This is a genomic window from Gordonia sp. (in: high G+C Gram-positive bacteria) (genome assembly GCF_047606305.1).
GTDB lineage: Bacteria > Actinomycetota > Actinomycetes > Mycobacteriales > Mycobacteriaceae > Gordonia.
Genome location: NZ_JASGER010000093.1, coordinates 1 through 18,106 on the forward strand (window position 1 = coordinate 1; position 18,106 = coordinate 18,106).

The 18,106-nt window shown below is 71.4% G+C and carries 17 protein-coding genes; 3 read left to right on the forward strand and 14 right to left on the reverse strand.

Features of this window, described 5'->3' with window-relative positions; genetic code table 11:
• Positions 1-40: 40 nt before the first annotated feature.
• From QM634_RS13270 to dapE, 4 genes are all read right to left on the reverse strand, one after another.
• Positions 41-1,822 (reverse strand): long-chain-acyl-CoA synthetase, encoded by a 1,782-nt coding sequence (locus QM634_RS13270; protein ID WP_415043249.1) that lies wholly within the window; start codon positions 1,820-1,822, stop codon positions 41-43.
• Between the two features lie 63 nt (positions 1,823-1,885).
• On the reverse strand, positions 1,886-2,422 hold the full coding sequence (locus QM634_RS13275) for a TIGR00730 family Rossman fold protein (protein WP_415043250.1): 537 nt from the start codon (positions 2,420-2,422) through the stop codon (positions 1,886-1,888).
• Positions 2,419-3,189, reverse strand: a complete 771-nt coding sequence (locus QM634_RS13280) for a TIGR00730 family Rossman fold protein (RefSeq protein ID WP_415043251.1) — start codon at positions 3,187-3,189, stop codon at positions 2,419-2,421. Before QM634_RS13280 ends, QM634_RS13275 begins: the two co-directional genes overlap by 4 nt.
• Positions 3,186-4,286, reverse strand: coding sequence for a succinyl-diaminopimelate desuccinylase (dapE, locus tag QM634_RS13285; RefSeq protein ID WP_415043252.1), 1,101 nt, complete (start codon positions 4,284-4,286; stop codon positions 3,186-3,188). Before dapE ends, QM634_RS13280 begins: the two co-directional genes overlap by 4 nt.
• Positions 4,287-4,327: 41 nt before the next feature.
• Here dapE and dapD point away from each other — a divergent pair, with 41 nt between their 5' ends.
• Both dapD and QM634_RS13295 read left to right on the forward strand, forming a co-directional pair.
• Positions 4,328-5,284, forward strand: coding sequence for a 2,3,4,5-tetrahydropyridine-2,6-dicarboxylate N-succinyltransferase (gene dapD / locus QM634_RS13290; RefSeq protein ID WP_415043253.1), 957 nt, complete (start codon positions 4,328-4,330; stop codon positions 5,282-5,284).
• 134 nt (positions 5,285-5,418) lie between these two features.
• Positions 5,419-6,069 (forward strand): O-methyltransferase, encoded by a 651-nt coding sequence (locus QM634_RS13295; protein WP_415043254.1) that lies wholly within the window; start codon positions 5,419-5,421, stop codon positions 6,067-6,069.
• A gap of 52 nt (positions 6,070-6,121) precedes the next feature.
• Here QM634_RS13295 and dapC read toward each other — a convergent pair whose 3' ends face one another.
• The 7 genes from dapC to typA form a co-directional block, all read right to left on the reverse strand.
• On the reverse strand, positions 6,122-7,252 hold the full coding sequence (dapC, locus tag QM634_RS13300) for a succinyldiaminopimelate transaminase (protein WP_415043255.1): 1,131 nt from the start codon (positions 7,250-7,252) through the stop codon (positions 6,122-6,124).
• A gap of 8 nt (positions 7,253-7,260) precedes the next feature.
• Positions 7,261-7,587: a ferredoxin gene (gene fdxA, locus QM634_RS13305; protein WP_415043256.1), complete on the reverse strand. Its 327-nt coding sequence runs from the start codon at positions 7,585-7,587 to the stop codon at positions 7,261-7,263.
• Positions 7,588-7,701: 114 nt separating this feature from the next.
• The gene (locus tag QM634_RS13310) at positions 7,702-10,290 is read right to left on the reverse strand and encodes a bifunctional FO biosynthesis protein CofGH (RefSeq protein WP_415043257.1); all 2,589 of its coding nucleotides are present in this window, start codon (positions 10,288-10,290) and stop codon (positions 7,702-7,704) included.
• Positions 10,291-10,297: 7 nt separating this feature from the next.
• A complete protein-coding gene (locus QM634_RS13315) occupies positions 10,298-10,705 on the reverse strand; it encodes a hypothetical protein (RefSeq protein ID WP_415043258.1) in 408 nt (135 codons plus the stop codon).
• A complete protein-coding gene (gene mshB / locus QM634_RS13320) occupies positions 10,702-11,586 on the reverse strand; it encodes an N-acetyl-1-D-myo-inositol-2-amino-2-deoxy-alpha-D-glucopyranoside deacetylase (protein WP_415043259.1) in 885 nt (294 codons plus the stop codon). Before mshB ends, QM634_RS13315 begins: the two co-directional genes overlap by 4 nt.
• Entirely contained in the window at positions 11,583-13,436 is a 1,854-nt protein-coding gene (locus QM634_RS13325; RefSeq protein ID WP_415043265.1) for an ABC transporter family substrate-binding protein, read from the reverse strand. The genes mshB and QM634_RS13325 overlap by 4 nt, the downstream gene beginning before the upstream one ends.
• Positions 13,437-13,509: 73 nt before the next feature.
• Positions 13,510-15,420 carry a translational GTPase TypA gene (gene typA, locus QM634_RS13330; RefSeq protein WP_415043260.1) on the reverse strand — a complete coding sequence of 637 codons (1,911 nt, stop codon included), beginning with the start codon at positions 15,418-15,420 and terminating at the stop codon, positions 13,510-13,512.
• Between the two features lie 193 nt (positions 15,421-15,613).
• Here typA and QM634_RS13335 point away from each other — a divergent pair, with 193 nt between their 5' ends.
• Positions 15,614-15,793 (forward strand): hypothetical protein, encoded by a 180-nt coding sequence (locus tag QM634_RS13335; RefSeq protein ID WP_415043261.1) that lies wholly within the window; start codon positions 15,614-15,616, stop codon positions 15,791-15,793.
• Here the strand turns inward: QM634_RS13335 and QM634_RS13340 are convergent.
• From QM634_RS13340 to QM634_RS13350, 3 genes are all read right to left on the reverse strand, one after another.
• Complete coding sequence (locus QM634_RS13340; protein ID WP_415043262.1) at positions 15,771-16,196, reverse strand: (deoxy)nucleoside triphosphate pyrophosphohydrolase; 426 nt, start codon at positions 16,194-16,196, stop codon at positions 15,771-15,773. The two genes, QM634_RS13335 and QM634_RS13340, sit on opposite strands and share 23 nt — an antisense overlap.
• Positions 16,196-17,275, reverse strand: a complete 1,080-nt coding sequence (locus tag QM634_RS13345) for an ABC transporter ATP-binding protein (protein WP_415043263.1) — start codon at positions 17,273-17,275, stop codon at positions 16,196-16,198. The genes QM634_RS13340 and QM634_RS13345 overlap by 1 nt, the downstream gene beginning before the upstream one ends.
• A partial coding sequence (locus QM634_RS13350; RefSeq protein WP_415043264.1) for an ABC transporter permease occupies positions 17,272-18,106 on the reverse strand: 835 nt, incomplete at its 5' end. The genes QM634_RS13350 and QM634_RS13345, both read right to left, overlap by 4 nt.

Here is an 18,106-nt window from a genome sequence, read left to right on the forward strand (position 1 = left end):
CTCACCTCATCCACGCTACCGGGCGCCGGCGCGGGGCCGGTCAGCCGCGGGGCGCGCGGGCCGCGGCGACGTCGGCGGCGTAGTCGGCATACGCCGCCACATAGCCCTCGCCCTGGCCGCGGAGCACGTACAGCGGATCGTCGCCGACCTCGGTGAACGCCTGCTCGCGCAACTCGACCTTGCGGTTCTTGAACGTCGAGGTCGCCTCAACCTCCGGGACGAGTCGGAGGAACAGCGGGATCGCGTAGGCGGGCAGCTGTTCGTACAGGTGGGCGGCCACCGCCTTGCCGTCGAAACCCGCCCCGTCCTTCAGCTGGACCGCCGCCATCCCCGCCTTGCCGTCGCAGCCGGGCACCTCCACGCCGTAGACCACGGCCTGCTCGACGCCGTCGATGTCGTCGAAGGCGCCCTCGACCTCGGTCGTCGCGACATTCTCGCCCTTCCAGCGGAACGTGTCGCCGAGTCGGTCGACGAAGGCGATGTGGCCCCAGCCGACCTCGCGGACGAGGTCGCCGGAGTTGAACCAGGCGTCCCCCTCGGCGAAGCCGTCGCGGATGATCTTCTTCTCGGTCGCCGACGAGTCGGTGTAGCCGTCGAGCGGCACCCGGTCGCTGATCCCGGCGATGAGCAGGCCGGGCTCGCCCTTGCGCACCGCGCGCAGGCGTCCGGCGGCATCGCGCTTGGGCTCACCGGTCTCGTTGTCGTAGTCGACGACCTTGAACGGCAGCGGGCAGAAGCCGGCGGTCTTGGCGACGCTGAAGACGTTCACGAAAGCGAGGTTGAGCTCGCTGGCGCTGTAGAACTCGACGATCCGCTTGATGTTGAAGCGGTCGGCGAATTCGTCCCAGATCTCCGGGCGCATGCCGTTGCCCACGGCCAGGCGCACGCCGTGGGTGCGGTCGGTCGGCTTCGGCGGCTGCGCGAGCAGGTAGCGACACAGCTCGCCGATGTAGCAGAAGGCGGTCGCCCGGTTGAGGGTCACCTCGTCCCAGAACCGCGACGCGGAGAACTGCTTGCCGATGGCGATCGTGGCCCCCGCCGCGAGCACCGCGCCAAGGGAGACCGATAGTGCGTTGTTGTGGTACAGCGGCAGCGGCACATACATGGTGTCCGAGCTGCGCAGGCGGACCGCCATGCCGCCGATGCCGGCCATGTTGGCCAACCAGCGCTGATGGCTCATGACACTCGCCTTGGGGAGCCCGGTGGTGCCGGAGGTGAAGATGTAGAACGCGCTCGTGGAGGCCGGGAGCGTCGCGGTGACCGCGGGGTTGGTCGCCGGGCGGGTGGCACAGGCCTTGTCGAAGGCGGTGTAGTCGTACACGTGCTCGGGCAGGCAGTCGGCGGAGATGGAGTTCGCGGCCTCGGCGCACTCGGGGTCGAAGACGAGTACTTTCGCGCCGATCAGCTTCATCGAGTGGTCCGCGACGTGACCGTGCTGGTTGTAGTTCATCATCCCGGCGGTGGCACCGAGCTTGACCGTGGCGAGCGCCAGGTACAGGAACGTCGGCGAGTTCTTGCCGAGGAGCGCGACGACGTCACCGACGCCCACGCCGTCGGCGGCCAATTGCGCCGCATAGCGGTTGACGATGGCATTCGCCTCGCCATAGGTCGTCGACTCCCCCTCGAAGCGGACGAAGGGGCGCGACGGATGTTTGGCCGCATGGCGGGCGAAGACCTCGCCGATCGTCTTCTGCTTGTCGGCGGGGTTGTGGATCAGCCCCGGCGCGTGCCGGATCATCAGCGGCGCGGTGGGGACCATGTCCACCACGCCCTTGGCCAGGTCGAGGATCCCGACCTTCTTCGTTGCCACCGAACTCGCCATTGAGTCTTCCCCTAGTCCACTACGTCTTGGTCACACGACCCAGTCGCCCGGGTCCCCGCCATCCTACTGCCGGGTAACCCGGGTCACTGCATCCGGGATGGAAGTGGCCACCTGCAGTTTCTCCAACGCCGCATCGGCGACGAACCCCTCGCCCCGCAGGTCGGCCAGCCACCGCAGGAGCGGCTGGTAGAAGCCGTCGGCGTCGAGCAGTACCACCGGCTTGTCGTGCTCGCCGAGGAAGCCGCCGGTCCACGTCTCGAAGAGTTCCTCCAGGGTGCCGATCCCGCCGGGGAGGGTGATGAACCCGTCGGCGCGAACCTCCATCAGCCGTTTGCGCTCGCGCATCGTGTCGGTGACGATCAGCTCGTCGCTGTTGTGGTCGGCGGCCTCCCGGTCGACCAGGTGGCCGGGGATGATCCCGATCGTCTTGCCGCCGGCCGCGCGCGTCGCAGCGGCCACCGCACCCATCATCGAGACGTTGCCGCCGCCGCTGACGAGCGTGTGTCCCGCCTCGCCGAGCGCGGTGCCGAGGTCGCGGGCCAGGTCGACGTGGCGCTGCGGCACCGGGCCGGACGCACAGTAGACGCAGATCGCACTCACGACTTCCCCCCGCGGGCCGCCCGCGCGGCGTCGAGCACTCCCACGACCTCTGCCGGGGTGTCGACGACGGTGACGAGATTGCCGTCGGCGGCGTCGATCATCCCCTCGTCGACCAGGCGGATTCGGATCCAGTCGACCAGACCGGCCCAGAACTCGCGGCCGACCAGGACGATCGGGAAGAGCGTGATCTTCTCGGTCTGCACGAGCACCAGCGCCTCGAAGAGCTCGTCGAGGGTGCCGAAGCCGCCCGGCAGGCAGACGAAGGCCTGGCTGTACTTCACGAACATCGTCTTGCGCACGAAGAAGTAGCGGAAGTTGATGCCGATGTCGATGAACGGGTTGAGGCCCTGCTCGTGCGGCAGTTCGATGCCCAGGCCCACCGACAGGGCACCGGCCTGGCGCGCACCGCGGTTGACCGACTCCATGCTCCCCGGTCCACCGCCGGTGATCAGCGCGTACCCGGCCTCGCCGATGACGCGTCCCAGCTCGACGCCGAGTTCGTAGCCCGCCGAACCGAGCGGGGTGCGCGCCGAGCCGAACACGGTGACCGCATCCTCCAGGCGCAGCAGGGCGTCGAAGCCGGCGACGAACTCGGACTGGATGCGCAGGACGCGCCACGAGTCGTCGATCTTCAGCTGGTTCAGCTCGTCGGTGGTCCGCGGCGGGCGACGGTTCAGCAGGCGGCGGTCCGAGGTGATCTCCAGCCCCTCGGTCTGCCCGCTGAGCCAGGTGGGGCCCACATAGCGGCCCGGGTCCGCCCCGGTCATGACGCGGTGCCCGTCAGATAGTCGCGCAGCACGCGGTGGACGCCGTGGATCTGCTCCACCGGCACGTGCTCGTCGCGCATGTGCGCGATGCTCGGGTCGCCGGGGCCGAAGTTGACCGCCGGCACCCCGCGCGCCGCGAGCCGCGAGACGTCGGTCCAGCCGTACTTGGCGCGGAACCTGCCGTCGGCGGCGGCGACGAGTTCGGCGGCCGCCGGATTCGACAGTCCCGGCAGCGCGCCCGCGGCGCAGTCGGTCAGCTCGACGCCCAACTCCGATCCGCCGGGTGCCGACGCGATGACCTCGCGCACGTGTGCCAGCGCCTGCTCGGGTGTGCGGTCGGGGGCGAACCGGAAGTTGATGTCGACGCTGGCCGCGTCGGGGACGACGTTCCCGGCGACACCGCCGCCCAGTGCGACCGCCTGCAGGCCCTCGCGGTACTCGCAGCCGTCGATGTCGACGCGGCGCGGCTCATAGGCGCTCAGCGTCTCGAGTAGTCCGCCGAGGCGGTGGATGGCGTTGTCCCCCATCCAGGCGCGCGCGGTGTGGGCACGCGTGCCGGTGGTGCTGACCCGGACGCGCAGCGTCCCCTGGCAGCCGGCTTCGATGAGCCCGCCGGTGGGCTCGCCCAGGATGGCGACGTCGGCCTCGAGCCACTGTGGCAGCTGCTCCTCGATCCGGCCGAGTCCGTTGAACTCGGCGGCGATCTCCTCGCAGTCGTAGAAGACCAGGGTGAGGTCGTGGCGCGGGTTGTCCAGAGTGGCCGCGAGGTGCAGGAACACCGCGTCGCCGGACTTCATGTCGACGCTGCCGCAGCCGTGGATGATGTCGCCCGCCCGCCGCTTCTCCCACCGGTGGGGCACGTTGTCGGCGATGGGGACCGTGTCGAGGTGGCCGGCGAGCAGCACGCGGCGCTCGCGGCCGAGATTCGTCCGGGCGAGCACCCGGTTGCCGTCGCGGATGATCTCGAAACCCGACGTCTGCTCGCGCAGGGCGGCCTCGACGGCGTCGGCGATCACGCCCTCGTCGCGCGACTCGCTGGGGATGTCGATCAGTGCCGCGGTCAGCTCCGCCGGGTCGGCGCGCAAGTCCAAAACCATGGTGCTCACCGTACCGGGGCGCACCGGTAGGATTGCCGACCGTGAGCACCCAAGGAGCATTCGCAGTCGGCATCGCCACCATCACGGACGACACCGGGACCGTCCTGGACACCTGGTTCCCCGAGCCCGAACTGGGCGTCGTCTCGTCGTCGGGGACGACGCAGCTGAGCGGTGGGGACATCCCCGCCGACCTCGCCCCGCTCGTCGGTGCCGACGCCGACCGCGGCGTGAAGACGGTGGCCGTGCGCACCACGATCGTCGACCTGTCGTCGGCCCCGACCGACGCCCACGACGTGTACCTGCGCCTGCATCTGCTCTCGCACCGACTGGTCGAGCCGCACGGCATCAACCTCGACGGCCAATTCGGCCTGCTCGCCAACGTCGTCTGGACCAACTTCGGGCCGTGCCGGGTCGAGGGCTTCGAGCAGGTCCGCGCCAAGCTGCGCGCGCGCGGCAACGTGACGGTCGAATCGATCGACAAGTTCCCGCGCATGGTCGACTACGTGATCCCGTCCGGTGTGCGCATCGGCGACGCGAGCCGGGTGCGCCTGGGCGCCCACCTGGCCGACGGGACCACCGTCATGCACGAGGGCTTCGTGAACTTCAACGCCGGCACGCTGGGCGCCTCGATGGTCGAGGGACGCATCTCGGCCGGCGTCGTCGTCGGGGACGGTTCGGACATCGGTGGCGGCGCGTCGACGATGGGCACGCTGTCCGGCGGCGGCAAGGAGATCATCTCCCTCGGCAAACGCTGCCTGCTCGGCGCGAACTCCGGTTGCGGCATCCCGCTCGGCGACGACTGCGTCATCGAGGCAGGCCTGTACGTCACCGCGGGCACCAAGGTCGTCGGACCGGACGGCACCGAGGTCAAGGCGCGCGACCTGGCCGGTCAGTCCAACATCCTGTTCCGCCGCAACAGCACCACCGGCGCCGTCGAGGTCGTGCCGTGGAAGGGCGACGGCATCGCCCTCAACGCGGCGCTTCACCAGAACGACTGAGCCATGGGCCGCCTGCAGTCGGAGATCGCGGTGTTCACCGCGGCGGCCGACTACGAGCAGACCGCGGCGGGTCCGGCCACCGAGCTGCTCTCGGTGCTGCCCTAGCCACCGGGCGCGGGCGTAGCGTGAGCACCATGGACGATGCGCAGCGCTGGACGCAGACCGATGAGTATCTGACGCGCACGGTCGCCGGCGACGCGGTCGGCCTCGACGCGATCCGGGCGGCGCAGGACGCGGGCGGGCTGCCCGACATCGCGGTCTCCCCCAACCAGGGCAAGCTGCTCTACCTGTTCGCGCGGATCGCGGGGGCCCGGCGCGTGCTGGAGGTCGGGACGCTGGGCGGCTACAGCACGGCGTGGCTGGCCCGCGCGGTCGGCGCCGATGGTCTGGTGGTGAGCCTCGAATCCGAGCAGAAGCACGCCGACGTCGCCGCGGCGAGCCTGGCGAAGGCCGGGCTCGACGACCGGGTCGAGATCCGTGTCGGGCCCGCGCTGGAGACGTTGCCCAAGGTGACCGGACCGTTCGACCTGGTGTTCCTGGACGCCGACAAGTCACACAACCCGGACTATCTCGAGTGGGCGCTGACGCTGACCGAGCCGGGCGCGGTGATCGTCGTCGACAACGTGGTCCGCCGCATCGACGAGGAGGGTCCCGACGGGGACGGCACGCGGCGGGCGCTGGAGATGCTCGGCAGCGATCCCCGGTTGGATGCGACCGCGATCCAGACCGTCGGGGTCAAGGGGTGGGACGGGTTCGCGGTCGCCCTGGTGCGCGGCCGCCGATAGTGCCGTCGATCGAGCCCACATCCCGGGCTCGACGTACGGCGGACCCGCCGGTTCAGCCGAGTGACAGGCGCTCGGCCGCTTCGGCGATCTGCTCGTCGGTGGCGGTGAGCGCGATGCGCACGTGCGTGGCGCCGGCAGGTCCGTAGAAGTCGCCCGGCGCGGCGAGGATGCCCCGCTCGGCAAGCCAGTGGTGGGTCACCCGTGCGTCCTCGTCGCGGGTCGCCCACAGGTACAGCCCCGCCTCGGAGTGGTCGACGCGGAGCCCGGCCTCGATGACGGCGGGCTTGAGCACCTCGCGACGGGCGCGGTACTTGTCCGCCTGCTCGTCGACGTGACGGTCATCGCCCAGGGCGGCGGTCATCGCGGCCTGGATCGGGAACGGCACCATCAGGCCCGAGTGCTTGCGCACCGCGAGCAGCTCGGCGATGAGCTCGGCGTCGCCGGCGAAGAAGCCCGCCCGGTAGGACGCCAGATTGGAGATCTTCGACAGCGAGTGCACCGCGATCAGACCGCTGACGTCGCCGTCGCACACGCGCGGGTCCAGCACCGAGACCGGCTCGGCCTCCCACGCCAGGCCCAGGTAGCACTCGTCGGAGACGACGATCGCGCCGCGCTCGCGCGCCCAGGCCACCACCGCCCGCAGTTCGTCGACGCCCATCACCGCGCCGGTCGGGTTCGACGGCGAGTTGAGGAACACCAGTGCGGCGTCGGAGCCCGCGGCGATCCCGGTGGAATCGGCCCGCACCGAGTGCGCGCCGGCGAGGATCGCGCTCACCTCGTAGGTCGGGTACGCCACCTCCGGGATCACGACGGTGGACCCGGCTCCCAGACCCAGCGTGGTGCAAATCCCGGCGATCGCCTCTTTGGTGCCGATCACCGGCAGGATCTGGTCGCCGCCGAGCTCGACGGTGCCGTAGCGCCGGGCGAGCGCGGCGGCCGCGGCCCCGCGCAGCTCCGGGGTGCCGATGGTCGTCGGGTAGCCGGGGAACTGCGCCGCCGCGTCGAGGGCACGGCGGATGAGCGGGTCCACCGGGTCGACCGGCGTGCCGACCGACAGGTCGACGAGGCCGCCCGGATGTGCCGCGGCGGTGGCGCGGGCGCCGGCGATGGTGTCCCACGGGAAATCCGGGAGTGCCGCGCTCACGCGCCGCCGCCCGCCGTCGGAGACCCCTGCGACCGCCATCTCGCCGCTCAGTCCTCGCCCATCGGGGGCAATTCCTTGATGAACGGCGGGTCGTAGTCGACCTTGCCCACCTTGGAGGCACCGCCCGGCGAACCGAGGTCGTCGAAGAAGTCGACGTTGGCCGCGGTGTACGGCTCCCACTCGTCGGGGACGTCGTCCTCGTAGAAGATCGCCTCGACCGGGCAGACCGGCTCGCACGCACCGCAGTCGACGCACTCGTCGGGCTGGATGTAGAGGCTGCGGCCGCCCTCGTAGATGCAGTCGACCGGACACTCCTCGACACAAGCCTTGTCCATGACGTCCACACAGGGCTCGGCGATGATGTAGGTCACCACGGTCTCCTTACCGATGACGGGTCACGACGCCGGAATCAGAATCGGCGCCGGGCGGAGCGGTTGTTGGGCTGAACCGCGCCGCCTGGGAAAGCTGAAGTCTTCGACTAACGATTATCAGTCATGCGCGCTGGCCAGCGAAATCGGGGCACCGCGAGCATGGCGGGGATCACCTTTGCCGCCCTCCACGCGCCCGTACTCGGTGGTCCGCTGCCGGGCGGGCCGGCCGATGCCGTCGGCGATCGAGTGGAGCTCGGCGACGGTCTTCTCCGAGCCGTGCATCGACCCGGCCATCCGGGAGATCGTCTCCTCCATGAGGGTGCCGCCGAGGTCGTTGGCACCGCCGGTGAGCATGGCGCGGGTCCCCTCCACGCCGAGCTTGACCCAGCTGGTCTGGATGTTGTCGATGCGGCCGTGCAGCATCACCCGCGCCAGCGCGTGGACGGCGCGGTTGTCGCGCTGAGTCGGGCCGGGGCGGGAGGCGCCGGCCAGGTAGAGCGGCGAACTCTGGTGCACGAAGGGCAGCGGCACGAACTCGGTGAACCCGCCGGTGTCATCCTGGATGGACCGCAGGATGTTGAGGTGGCCGACCCAGTGCCGCGGGGCGTCGACGTGGCCGTACATCATCGTCGAACTGGACCGCAGCCCCACGCGGTGGGCGGTGCTGATGACCTCGATCCAGGTCGCCGTGGGCAGCTTGCCCTTCGTCAGGACCCAGCGGACCTCGTCGTCGAGGATCTCGGCGGCGGTGCCGGGGATCGTGTCCAGCCCCGCCTCGCGCAGCGCGACGAGCCAGTCCTGGACGGACTGCCCGCCGCGGGAGGCCCCGTTGACGACCTCCATCGGGCTGAAGGCGTGGACGTGCATCGACGGGACCCGCGCCTTCACGGCGCGGACCAGGTCCGCGTACCCGGTCACCGGCAGTTCGGGGTCGATGCCGCCCTGCATGCAGACCTCGGTCGCACCGGCGACGTGCGCCTCCCAGGCGCGGTCGGCGACCTCGTCGGCCGACAGTGTGAAGGCGTCGGCGTCACCCTTGCGCTGCGCGAAGGCGCAGAACCGGCAGCCGGTGTAGCAGATGTTGGTGAAGTTGATGTTCCGGTTGACGACGTAGGTGACGTCGGGGCCCACCACGTCGGCGCGGATCGAGTCGGCCAGGGCCACCAGCGCCTCGAGGTCGTCCCCGTCGGCGGTGGCCAGGGCCAGGTAGTCGTCGTCGCTGCAGCCGGCGGGGTCCTTCTCGGCGTGGCGCAGCGCGGCGGCCACCTCCGACGACAGGCGGCTCGGTGCACCGGATTCGGCGTCGGCCAGTGCCGCGACCTGGCCGCGGACGGTCTCCCAGTCGCCGAAGGCCGAGCCCAGGTCGCTGCGCGTCTCGGTGCGCCGCCCCTCCCCGTCGATCTCGGTGTTCAGGTCGACGCGGCCGGTGGACTCCCACTCCTCGTCGGGCTCCTGCCACGGCATCCCGACCGGCATCGCCCCGTCGGCGGCCAACCCCGTCTCGGGGTCGGCGAGCGCGCGCACGTGCCCGGCGACGCGCGGGTCGATCCACGGCGAGCCCGCCTGCACGTATGGCGGTTGCGCGGTGAGCCGCTCGGTGAGGGTGAAGCCGCTGTTCGCGGTGATCTCGGCGAGGGTGTCCAGGTTGGGCCACGGCCGTTCCGGGTTCACGTGGTCGGGGGTCAGCGGCGACACCCCGCCCCAGTCGTCGATCCCGGCCGCGATCAGGTCGGCGCACTCGCCGGCGTCGACGAGGTTCGGCGGCGCCTGCACCCGCATGGCGGGCCCCAGCAGCAGTCGCGTGACGGCGATCGCGGCGCGGTACTCGGCCAGATCGGCGTCGGGCACCGAACGCATCGCCGTGTCCGGCTTGGCCCGGAAGTTCTGCACGATGACTTCTTGGATGTGCCCGAAGGCCTTGTGGCTGGCCCGGATCGCCATGATCGACTCGGCCCGCTCGCGGCGGTCCTCCCCGATCCCGACGAGGATGCCGGTGGTGAACGGCACCGACAGCCGCCCGGCGTCGGTGAGCACCTGCATCCGGACGTTCGGGTCCTTGTCCGGGCTGCCGTAGTGCGCCTGGCCCTTCTCCTCGAAGAGTCGCCGCGAGGTGGTCTCGAGCATCATCCCCATCGACGGGGCGACCGGCTTGAGTCGGGAGATCTCCTCCCACGACATGACGCCGGGGTTGAGGTGCGGCAGCAGACCGGTCTCCTCGAGCACGCGGATCGCCGCGGCGCGCACGTATTGCAGCGTCGAGTCGTAGCCCCGCTCGTCGAGCCACTGCGCGGCCTGCGGCCACCGGTCCTCGGGACGGTCGCCGAGGGTGAACAGCGCCTCCTTGCACCCCAGCGCCGCGCCGGCACGGGCGATCTCGAGGACCTCGTCGATCTCGAGGTACATGCCCTTGCCCTGGGCGGCGAGTTTGCCGGGCACCGTCACGAACGTGCAGTAGTGGCAGCGATCCCGACACAGGTGCGTCAACGGGATGAAGACCTTGCGCGAATAGGTGATCTGCCGGTCGCGCCCGGCGGCGGCCAATCCGGCGTCGCGCACCCGCGCCGCGCTCGCGGTCAGATCGACCAGGTCGTCGCCGGTGGCGGCCAGCAGCACGGTGGCCTCGTCGACGTTGAGGGTCGCGCCGTCGCGGGCGCGTCGCAGCGCCCGGCGCATCGCCGCCTCGGTAGGGCGTTCATCGGTCACCATCCCGATGCTAGCGCCCCCGCGCCGCGCGCTCGATGTCCCGTCGGCGGGCCGCCTCCACCCGGCGCCTGGTGCCGACCATCCCCGCGACCATCGCGGGGGCGGCCAGACCCGCGACCAACAGCAGCGGCGTGCGCCAATCGTTGACGAGCATCACGTTGCCGCCGGGCCGTCCGGTCATGGCCACGACCACGACCGCCATCCAGCCGAGGACCGGCAGCCAGGTGCGCGGTCCGTCGGCGAATCGGGACGCGAGGACGGCGAGACCGGCGTTGCCGACCGCGGCGATCAGCACGCCCACCGGCACCGGCACCGTGCCGATGTAGGGGCTGAGGAAGGCGACCGAGAGGATGCCGACGACGACGCCGTCGACGAACAGCAGGGCCAGGAAGAACCAGGATTCGACGGAGGATCTCACGGCAACCCCTCGAACAGGTCGGTTTCGCGCCCCCCGGCGGCGGCGCCGTCGACCCGACGGAAGTGCTCCACCGCGCCGATCGGCTGCAGGATGTCGTTGGACAGGGCGTACTCGGTGCCCGACGGCGCGACCGTCACCTGGGTGGCGTGCGCGGCGAGCGCGGCGACCTTGCGGTCGTACACGTCGCGGACGTCGATCTGCGCGGTGATCTGGTCGTCGGGATAGCTCGGCAGTTCGCCCGGCTCGGGCATCCGCCAGCCGGTGGGCACCCGATCGGCCGCGGCGCGCAAACCCTCGTCGAGGGCGCTCGCCTCGGTGATCGACTCGTAAACCTTGACCGGGCGTCCGGTCGACTCGACGTGCCGGGCGATCGCCGCGGCGGTCACCTCGTGCACGCGCCGATGATCGGGATGGCCGTAGGTGCCGGCCTCGTCATAGGTGACCACGACCTGGGGGTCGAGGGCGGCCAGCTCGGCGAGCAGCGCGGCGACGGGTTCGTCCAGCGGGGCGCTCACCAGGGCTCGGGGGTGCTCGGCGGCGGCCGACCCGGCCATTCCCGAGTCCCGCCAGCGGCCCGCGCCGCCGAGGAAGCGCGGCTGCAGGGGCGGTGCGCCCGGCGGGCTGAGCGCGGCCAGGGCGGCGCTCAACTCCCCGATCCGGAACCCGCCCAGCTGGTCGGCACCGCCGTCGGCCACGAGGCCGGCCCAACGCTCCCCGATGACCTCGCCCTCCTCGCCGAGCGTGAACGTCACCACCACGACGTCCACCCCCTCGGCCAGGTAGCGGGCGATGGTGCCGCCGGTCATCAGCGACTCGTCGTCGGGGTGGGCGTGCACGAGCAGCAGGCGGCGAGCCGCCCGACCGGATCCGGTGCGCGTCACCGCTGTGCCCACCGCGGGGCGTCGGCGAAGATCGAGGTCTGCACGGGTCCGGTCAGCGGCACGCCCGTCACCTCGTCGGTGACGACGACCAGCGACGAGTCCTGGTAGATCGGCAGGTAGATCGACGCGTCGGCCAACAGGCCCTCCGCCTGGTACAGCAGGCCGGACGGGTCCGGCGCGGCCAGCGCCTGCCGCGCGATGTCGATCAGCGGGACGTCGCACAGACCGGAGATGTTGCTGGTGTAGGTCGCCTTCAGCTGCCCCGAGTCGCCGGAGTCGGTGCCCTTCTTGGGCTGGTCGCAATCGACGAGCGAGGCCAGCGCGGTGGCCGGGGCGACGCCCGCGTCGGACCAGCCGACGATCAGGTCGACGCGCGATCCGGTCAGCGCCGAGCCGTACAGCTCACTGTTGGACAGCTTCACGACGGTCGCGAGCACGCCCGACGCGCGCAGCTGGTCGGCGATCGCCGCGGCGGCCGCCACCGTGCGCGGATCGGTCGCCACCGCACCGATGCGCACCTGCAGCTGCTGGTCGCCCTTGAGGACCGGGGCGACGCCGACGGGGATCTGCTTGTCCCGCGACTCGGTCTTGGCCGTCGGCGTCGACGGCGGCATCGATGACGATGGCGACGGCCCGGGGACCCGGGGCTTGCCGGGCACCGGCGGCCGCGGCTTGACCGGGGCCGGTGACGTCGACGGAGGGGCCGACGGGGACGGCGACGGCGCTTCGGGGTCCGGCGATGGCGCCGGTCGCTGGACGGGCTCGCCGCGGCGGTATCCGGCGGAGGCGAGCAGCGCGTCGATGCTGTCGACGCTCGGGCGGGCCCGACCCGGGTTGTAGTACCCGGGGTCCGACGGCGAGTACACCGTGTTCGAGAACGGCGCGACGTCGTCGTCGCCGGCCGCGGCGTAGCGCACCAGGTCGGCGTTGATCATGCCCAGGATCGCCGCGCGCACCGGCTGCTGGCGCATCGACGACGACCGGCTGTTGACGTGCACGTCCAGCACGCGCGCCTCCAGGTTGCGGCGCGAGACCGACCCCGGAATCGAGGACAGCAGCTGTTCTTGCGCCGGCCCGGCACTGACCACACCCAGCGCCGAATCACCGGTGCGCACCGATTGCACTGTCTGCGACTGGGTGCCCGGGCGCCGGAACACGATCTGGTCGAGGTCGGCGGGCTCCTGCCAGAAACGGTCGTTGCGCACCAGGCGCACCTCGTCGCGGGCGAGGTCGATGCCGACGATGGCGAACGGTCCGCCGGAGACCGGCTTGCCCGAGTCCATGCCGGTCTGAAAGCCGTTGGGCAGCGCCCGGAGGATGTGGCTGGGCAGCAGCGAGCGGAACAGTTCGCGCCACTGCGGATACTCGCGGGCGAAGGTCACGACCACCGACTTGCCGCCCGACCCGGTCTGCACCGCATCGATCAGTCGGTAGCCGGCCGGGGCGACGGCGTTCGGCTGCCGCGACATCTGCTGCCACAGGTAGGCGAAGTCGTCGCCGGTGATGGGCAGTCCATCGGACCACTGCGCATTGGTCTGGATCTTGTAGGTCACCTTGAACGGCGCGGTGGAGGTCACCTCGGCCGAGGTCAGCAGCGCCTCGGACAGCCGCCACTCCAGGCCGCCGTCCGGCGTGGGGACCGGGTCGAAGGCGCTGGGCAGCGTCAGCGTGCCGACCGCGGTGGTCACCGGTGACTGGTCGGACGCCACGTGCGGGTTGAACCCGGCGCCGATCGAATCGGTGGCGACGTAGATCGTCTTCTCGGTGGGGTACTCGGCCTGCACCGGCGGTGGCGCGCTGGGCTGGACCGGCGGCGGCGGGGACGCCATGCAGCCCCCGACGAGCAGCATCGCGGCCGCGATCGGCACGACACCGAAAACCGCCTTGCGCACCTACGCCTCCCCGATCGTCACACCTTCGTCGTCACACGTTCGCGTCGCGCGCCTTGGCCCGCGAACGCTCGCGGGCGCGCGTCGTCGCGTCCAGATGAACCTTACGCACCCGCACAACCTCGGGGGTCACCTCGACACACTCGTCGGCCGCACAGAACTCCATGGCGCCCTCGAGGTCGAGCTGCATCGGCTTGGCCAGGGTCTCCATGACATCGGCCGACGACTGGCGCATGTTGGTCAGCTTCTTCTCGCGCGTCACGTTGATGTCCAGATCCTCGGCGCGCGGATTGATGCCGACGACGTGGCCCTCGTAGGTGTCGTCGCCCGGATCGACGAAGAAGGTGCCGCGGTCGGCGAGCTGGATCATCGCGTACGGGGTCACCGAGCCCTGCCGGTCGCTGACCAGCGAGCCGCTGTGGCGGGCGCGGATCTCCCCGGCCCACGGCGCGTAGCCGTCGAACACCGCGTTGGCGATGCCAGTGCCGCGGGTCTCGGTGAGGAAGTCCGTGCGGAAGCCGATCAGGCCGCGGCTCGGCACGATGAACTCCATCCGGACCCAGCCGTGGGCGTTGGTCGCCATGTGGTCCATGCGGCCCTTGCGGGCGGCCAGGAGCTGGGTGACGGCGCCCAGGTATTCCTCGGGCACGTCGATGGTCAGGTGCTCGAACGGCTCGTGCAGCTTGCCGTCGATCTGCTGCGTCACGACCTGCGGCTTGCCGACGGTGAGCTCGAAGCCCTCGCGGCGCATCTGCTCGACGAGGATGGCCAGCGCCAGCTCACCGCGGCCCTGCACCTCCCACGCGTCCGGGCGGCCGATGTCGACGACGCGCAGCGACACGTTGCCGATCAGCTCGGACTCCAGGCGGGTCTTGACCATGCGGGCGGTCAGCTTGTGACCGGAGACCTTGCCGGCGAGCGGCGAGGAGTTGGTGCCGATGGTGACCGAGATGGCGGGCTCGTCGACGGTGATGCGCGGCAGCGGCTCGGGGTTGTCCGGGTCGGCGAGGGTGTCGCCGATCATGATCTCGGGCATGCCGGCCACGGCGACGATGTCACCGGCGACGGCCTCCTCGGCGGGCTGCCGGTCGACGCCGACGGTGGCCAGCAGTTCGGTGATCTTGGCCTTCTCGATGACCGGCTCGCCGTCGACCTCGCGGCACCACGACACCTGCTGGCCCTTGCGCAGCGTTCCGTTGTGGATGCGCACGAGCGCCAGGCGGCCCAGGAAGTCCGAGGCGTCCAGGTTGGTGACGTGCGCCTGCAGCGGGGCTGCGGGGTCGCCCTTGGGCGCCGGGACGTGCTCCATGAGGACGTCGAAGAAGGGGTCGAGGTTGTCCCCGTCGGGCACCGAGCCGTCGGCGGGCTTGGTCATCGACGCGACGCCGGCGCGGCCGGACGCGTAGAGCACCGGGAGTTCGAGGGCGAGCTCGGCGGCCTGGCTGGCCTCCTCGTCCTCGAGGTCGGAGGCCAGGTCCAGCAGCAGGTCCTGCGCCTCGTGGACGACCTCGTCGATGCGCGCGTCGGGGCGGTCGGTCTTGTTCACCACGAGGATCACCGGCAGCGCGGCCGCCAGCGCCTTGCGCATGACGAAGCGGGTCTGCGGCAGCGGGCCCTCCGACGCGTCGACCAGCAGCACGACGCCGTCGACCATGGAGAGGCCGCGCTCGACCTCACCGCCGAAGTCGGCGTGGCCCGGCGTGTCGATCACGTTGATGATGACCTCGGTGCCGTCGGGCTGGCGACGGTGGACCGCGGTGTTCTTGGCGAGAATGGTGATGCCCTTCTCGCGTTCGAGGTCGCCGGAGTCCATGACCCGGTCGACGAGTTCGGCGCGCTCGGCGAAGGCGCCGGACTGGCGGAGCATCGCGTCGACGAGGGTGGTCTTCCCGTGGTCGACGTGCGCGACGATCGCGACGTTGCGGAAGTTTCGAGCAGCGCTCACAGGCAGGACTTTCTGAAGATGGGCCGGGCGGATTCGCGGGCGGCGAAGGTAATGGGACGGTCGACGCCGTCGCCAACCTTGTGATTCTAACGGCGCAGGCACCCGTGGTCAGAATCGACGGGCCCGGGTGAGACGTCGCTCACTTCCCGACGATCCCTCTGCGCTTAGGTATCCCTATGCTAATTTGAAGGACATGGGCAGCAAGAAGAGCGCGGCGAAACTGCGCCACATGAAGCCCAAGAAGAAGTGCTGCCGCAAGGACGTTCGCTGCATGCGCTGCCCGGTCGTCGTGCACCGGTTGCAGAAGCTGGACGTCGAGTCGATGCCCCGCAAGAAGCTCGAGAAGGCCATCAAGAAGGCCCGCGCAGCCTGAGCAGCGCCGTCAGCTCGGGCACCCATCCGGCGTCGGCGGGCACGATCGCACCGTCTGCGGCCAGCCGTCGGACCTCCTCGGCGCTGAGCCAGGCGACGGCCCGGTGCTCCAGGGCGGTCGGCTCCCCCGACACCCAGTCGGCCCGATAGGCCCGCAGGACCAGATCATCGCCGAGCGCGACGTCGGCCCCGACGGACTCTCCGGGCGCGACGACGATGCCCAGCTCCTCGTGCAGCTCGCGCACCAGAGCCTGCTCATCGCTCTCCCCCGGTTCGGCCTTGCCGCCGGGCAGTTCCCACAGTCCGGCGAGGTCGGCCGGATAGGACCGCTGCGCCATCAACAGCCGGGCACCGTCGGCCGCCTGGCGCACGACGGCGCCGGCCACCACGATCCGCGACGCCATCAGCCGCGGGTCGCCCGGATGAGGCCGGTGCGCGTGCCGACCAGCGTCACCGCCATCGTCTCCCCGGGCGACGGCGGCGGCCCGTCCCCGTCGTCGACGAGTGCGCCGAGCTCGTCGACCGGTGTGGCCAGCGACGATCCGTCCAGGATCACGTGGGTGCGGTCGGGCAGCACGCGCACCCGTCGCACCGGTAGGACGGTCGCCGCGCCCGACGAGGTCCGGCGCGCGCGCAGCGACCCGGCGCGGATCGCGACGGCGGCGACCCGCTCATCGGCGGCGATGCCCAGCTCATCGGCACGCAGGTCGCCGAGTTCGGTGTGCACGACCCCGCCCACGTGCTCGGCCGGCAACAGGTGCTCCCAGCCGAGGAAGTGGGCGGCCCATTCGTCGGGCGGGTAGCGCCACACCCGCGCCGCGGTGTCCGCCGCGACGATCGAGCCCTCGCGCATCACCACCACCTCGTCGCCCATTGTGGCGGCCTCGTCGTGGTCGTGGGTGACGACGATCGCCGGCGTGCCGGTCGTGTTCACGATGTCGACGATGTCGTCGGCCAGGCGATTGCGCAGGTTCGCGTCCAGCGCCGCGAGCGGCTCGTCCAGCAGCAACAGTCGCGGGCGGGGGGCCAGGGCGCGGGCCAGGGCTACGCGCTGCGCCTGGCCGCCGGACAGGTCGTCGACGCGGCGGTCGATCGAGCCCGGCAGGCGCACCAGGTCGAGCATCTCGGCGACGCGCTCGCCGATCAGCTCCCGGGACCAGCGTCGGGCGCGCAGCCCGTAGGCGACGTTCGCCGCGACCGACCTGCCGGGGAACAGCTGTGCGTCCTGGAAGACCATGCCGAAGTCGCGACGGTGCGGCGGCACCGCGGCGAGGTCCTGACCGTCGAAGGAGATCGATCCCGCCGCGAGCGGCACGAGCCCGGCGACCGCGCGCAGCAGGGTGGACTTGCCGCAGCCGGACGGCCCGAGGATCGCGGTCACCGGGCCGGCCGCCTCCGCCCCGGCAGACACGGTCAGCGTCACGTCGTGCACGACGCGCCGGCCGTCGAAGGCGATGTCGACGCCGCGCAGTTCGAGGGTCATAGCAGTGCTCCCGCGTTGGGCCGAACGGCTTCGACGACGGCCACGGCGACCGCGGTGGCCGCCACCAGCACGACCGAGCAGGCCATGGCGACGGCGAAGTTGGCCTCGCCGGGCCGGCTCAGCGCCGTGCCGATCATGACCGGCAGGGTCGTCGTGTCGGGCCGGACGAGAAAGCTCGTCGCCCCGAACTCGCCGAGGCTCAGGATGAAGGCGAAGCCGGCGGCCGCGCCGAGGGACCGTCGGACGACGGGAAGCTCCACGGTGCCGAAGACGCGCACCGGGCCGGCCCCCAGCGAGCGAGCCGCACCGGTCAACCCGATCGGCACCGATTCCAGGGCGGGCACGGCCACCCGGATCACTATCGGCACCACGACCAACGCCTGGACCACGGCGATCACGATCCACGAGTTGGCCACCCGCGCCGGCCAGTGCGCGAGGGCCAGGTAGTAGCCGAAGCCCAGGGTCACCGCGCTCACCCCGAGCGGCAGGGCGGCCGTCAGCTCGCCCAGCGCCCGCGCCGGGCCGCGCAGCCGGGTCACGACCACGGCGAAGTTCAGTCCGATCAAAAAGGCCAGCGCCGCGGCGACGGTCGCGGTGAGCAACGACAGACCCCCGGAGGCCATCGGGCTCATGCCGTTGACCTCGTGGGTGAGCGCGCGATAGCCCGCCAGCGTCCAGCTGCCCGGACCGGCGGGGCGGACCGACCAGAGGACGAGCACCACCAGCGGCACGACCAGCCACAGGACTGCCCAGCCGACGGTCGCCACGGCGGCGACACGCGTCCGGCCGCGCGGGCGGGGCGGCAGATCCTCGCCGGGGCGGTCCGCGGTC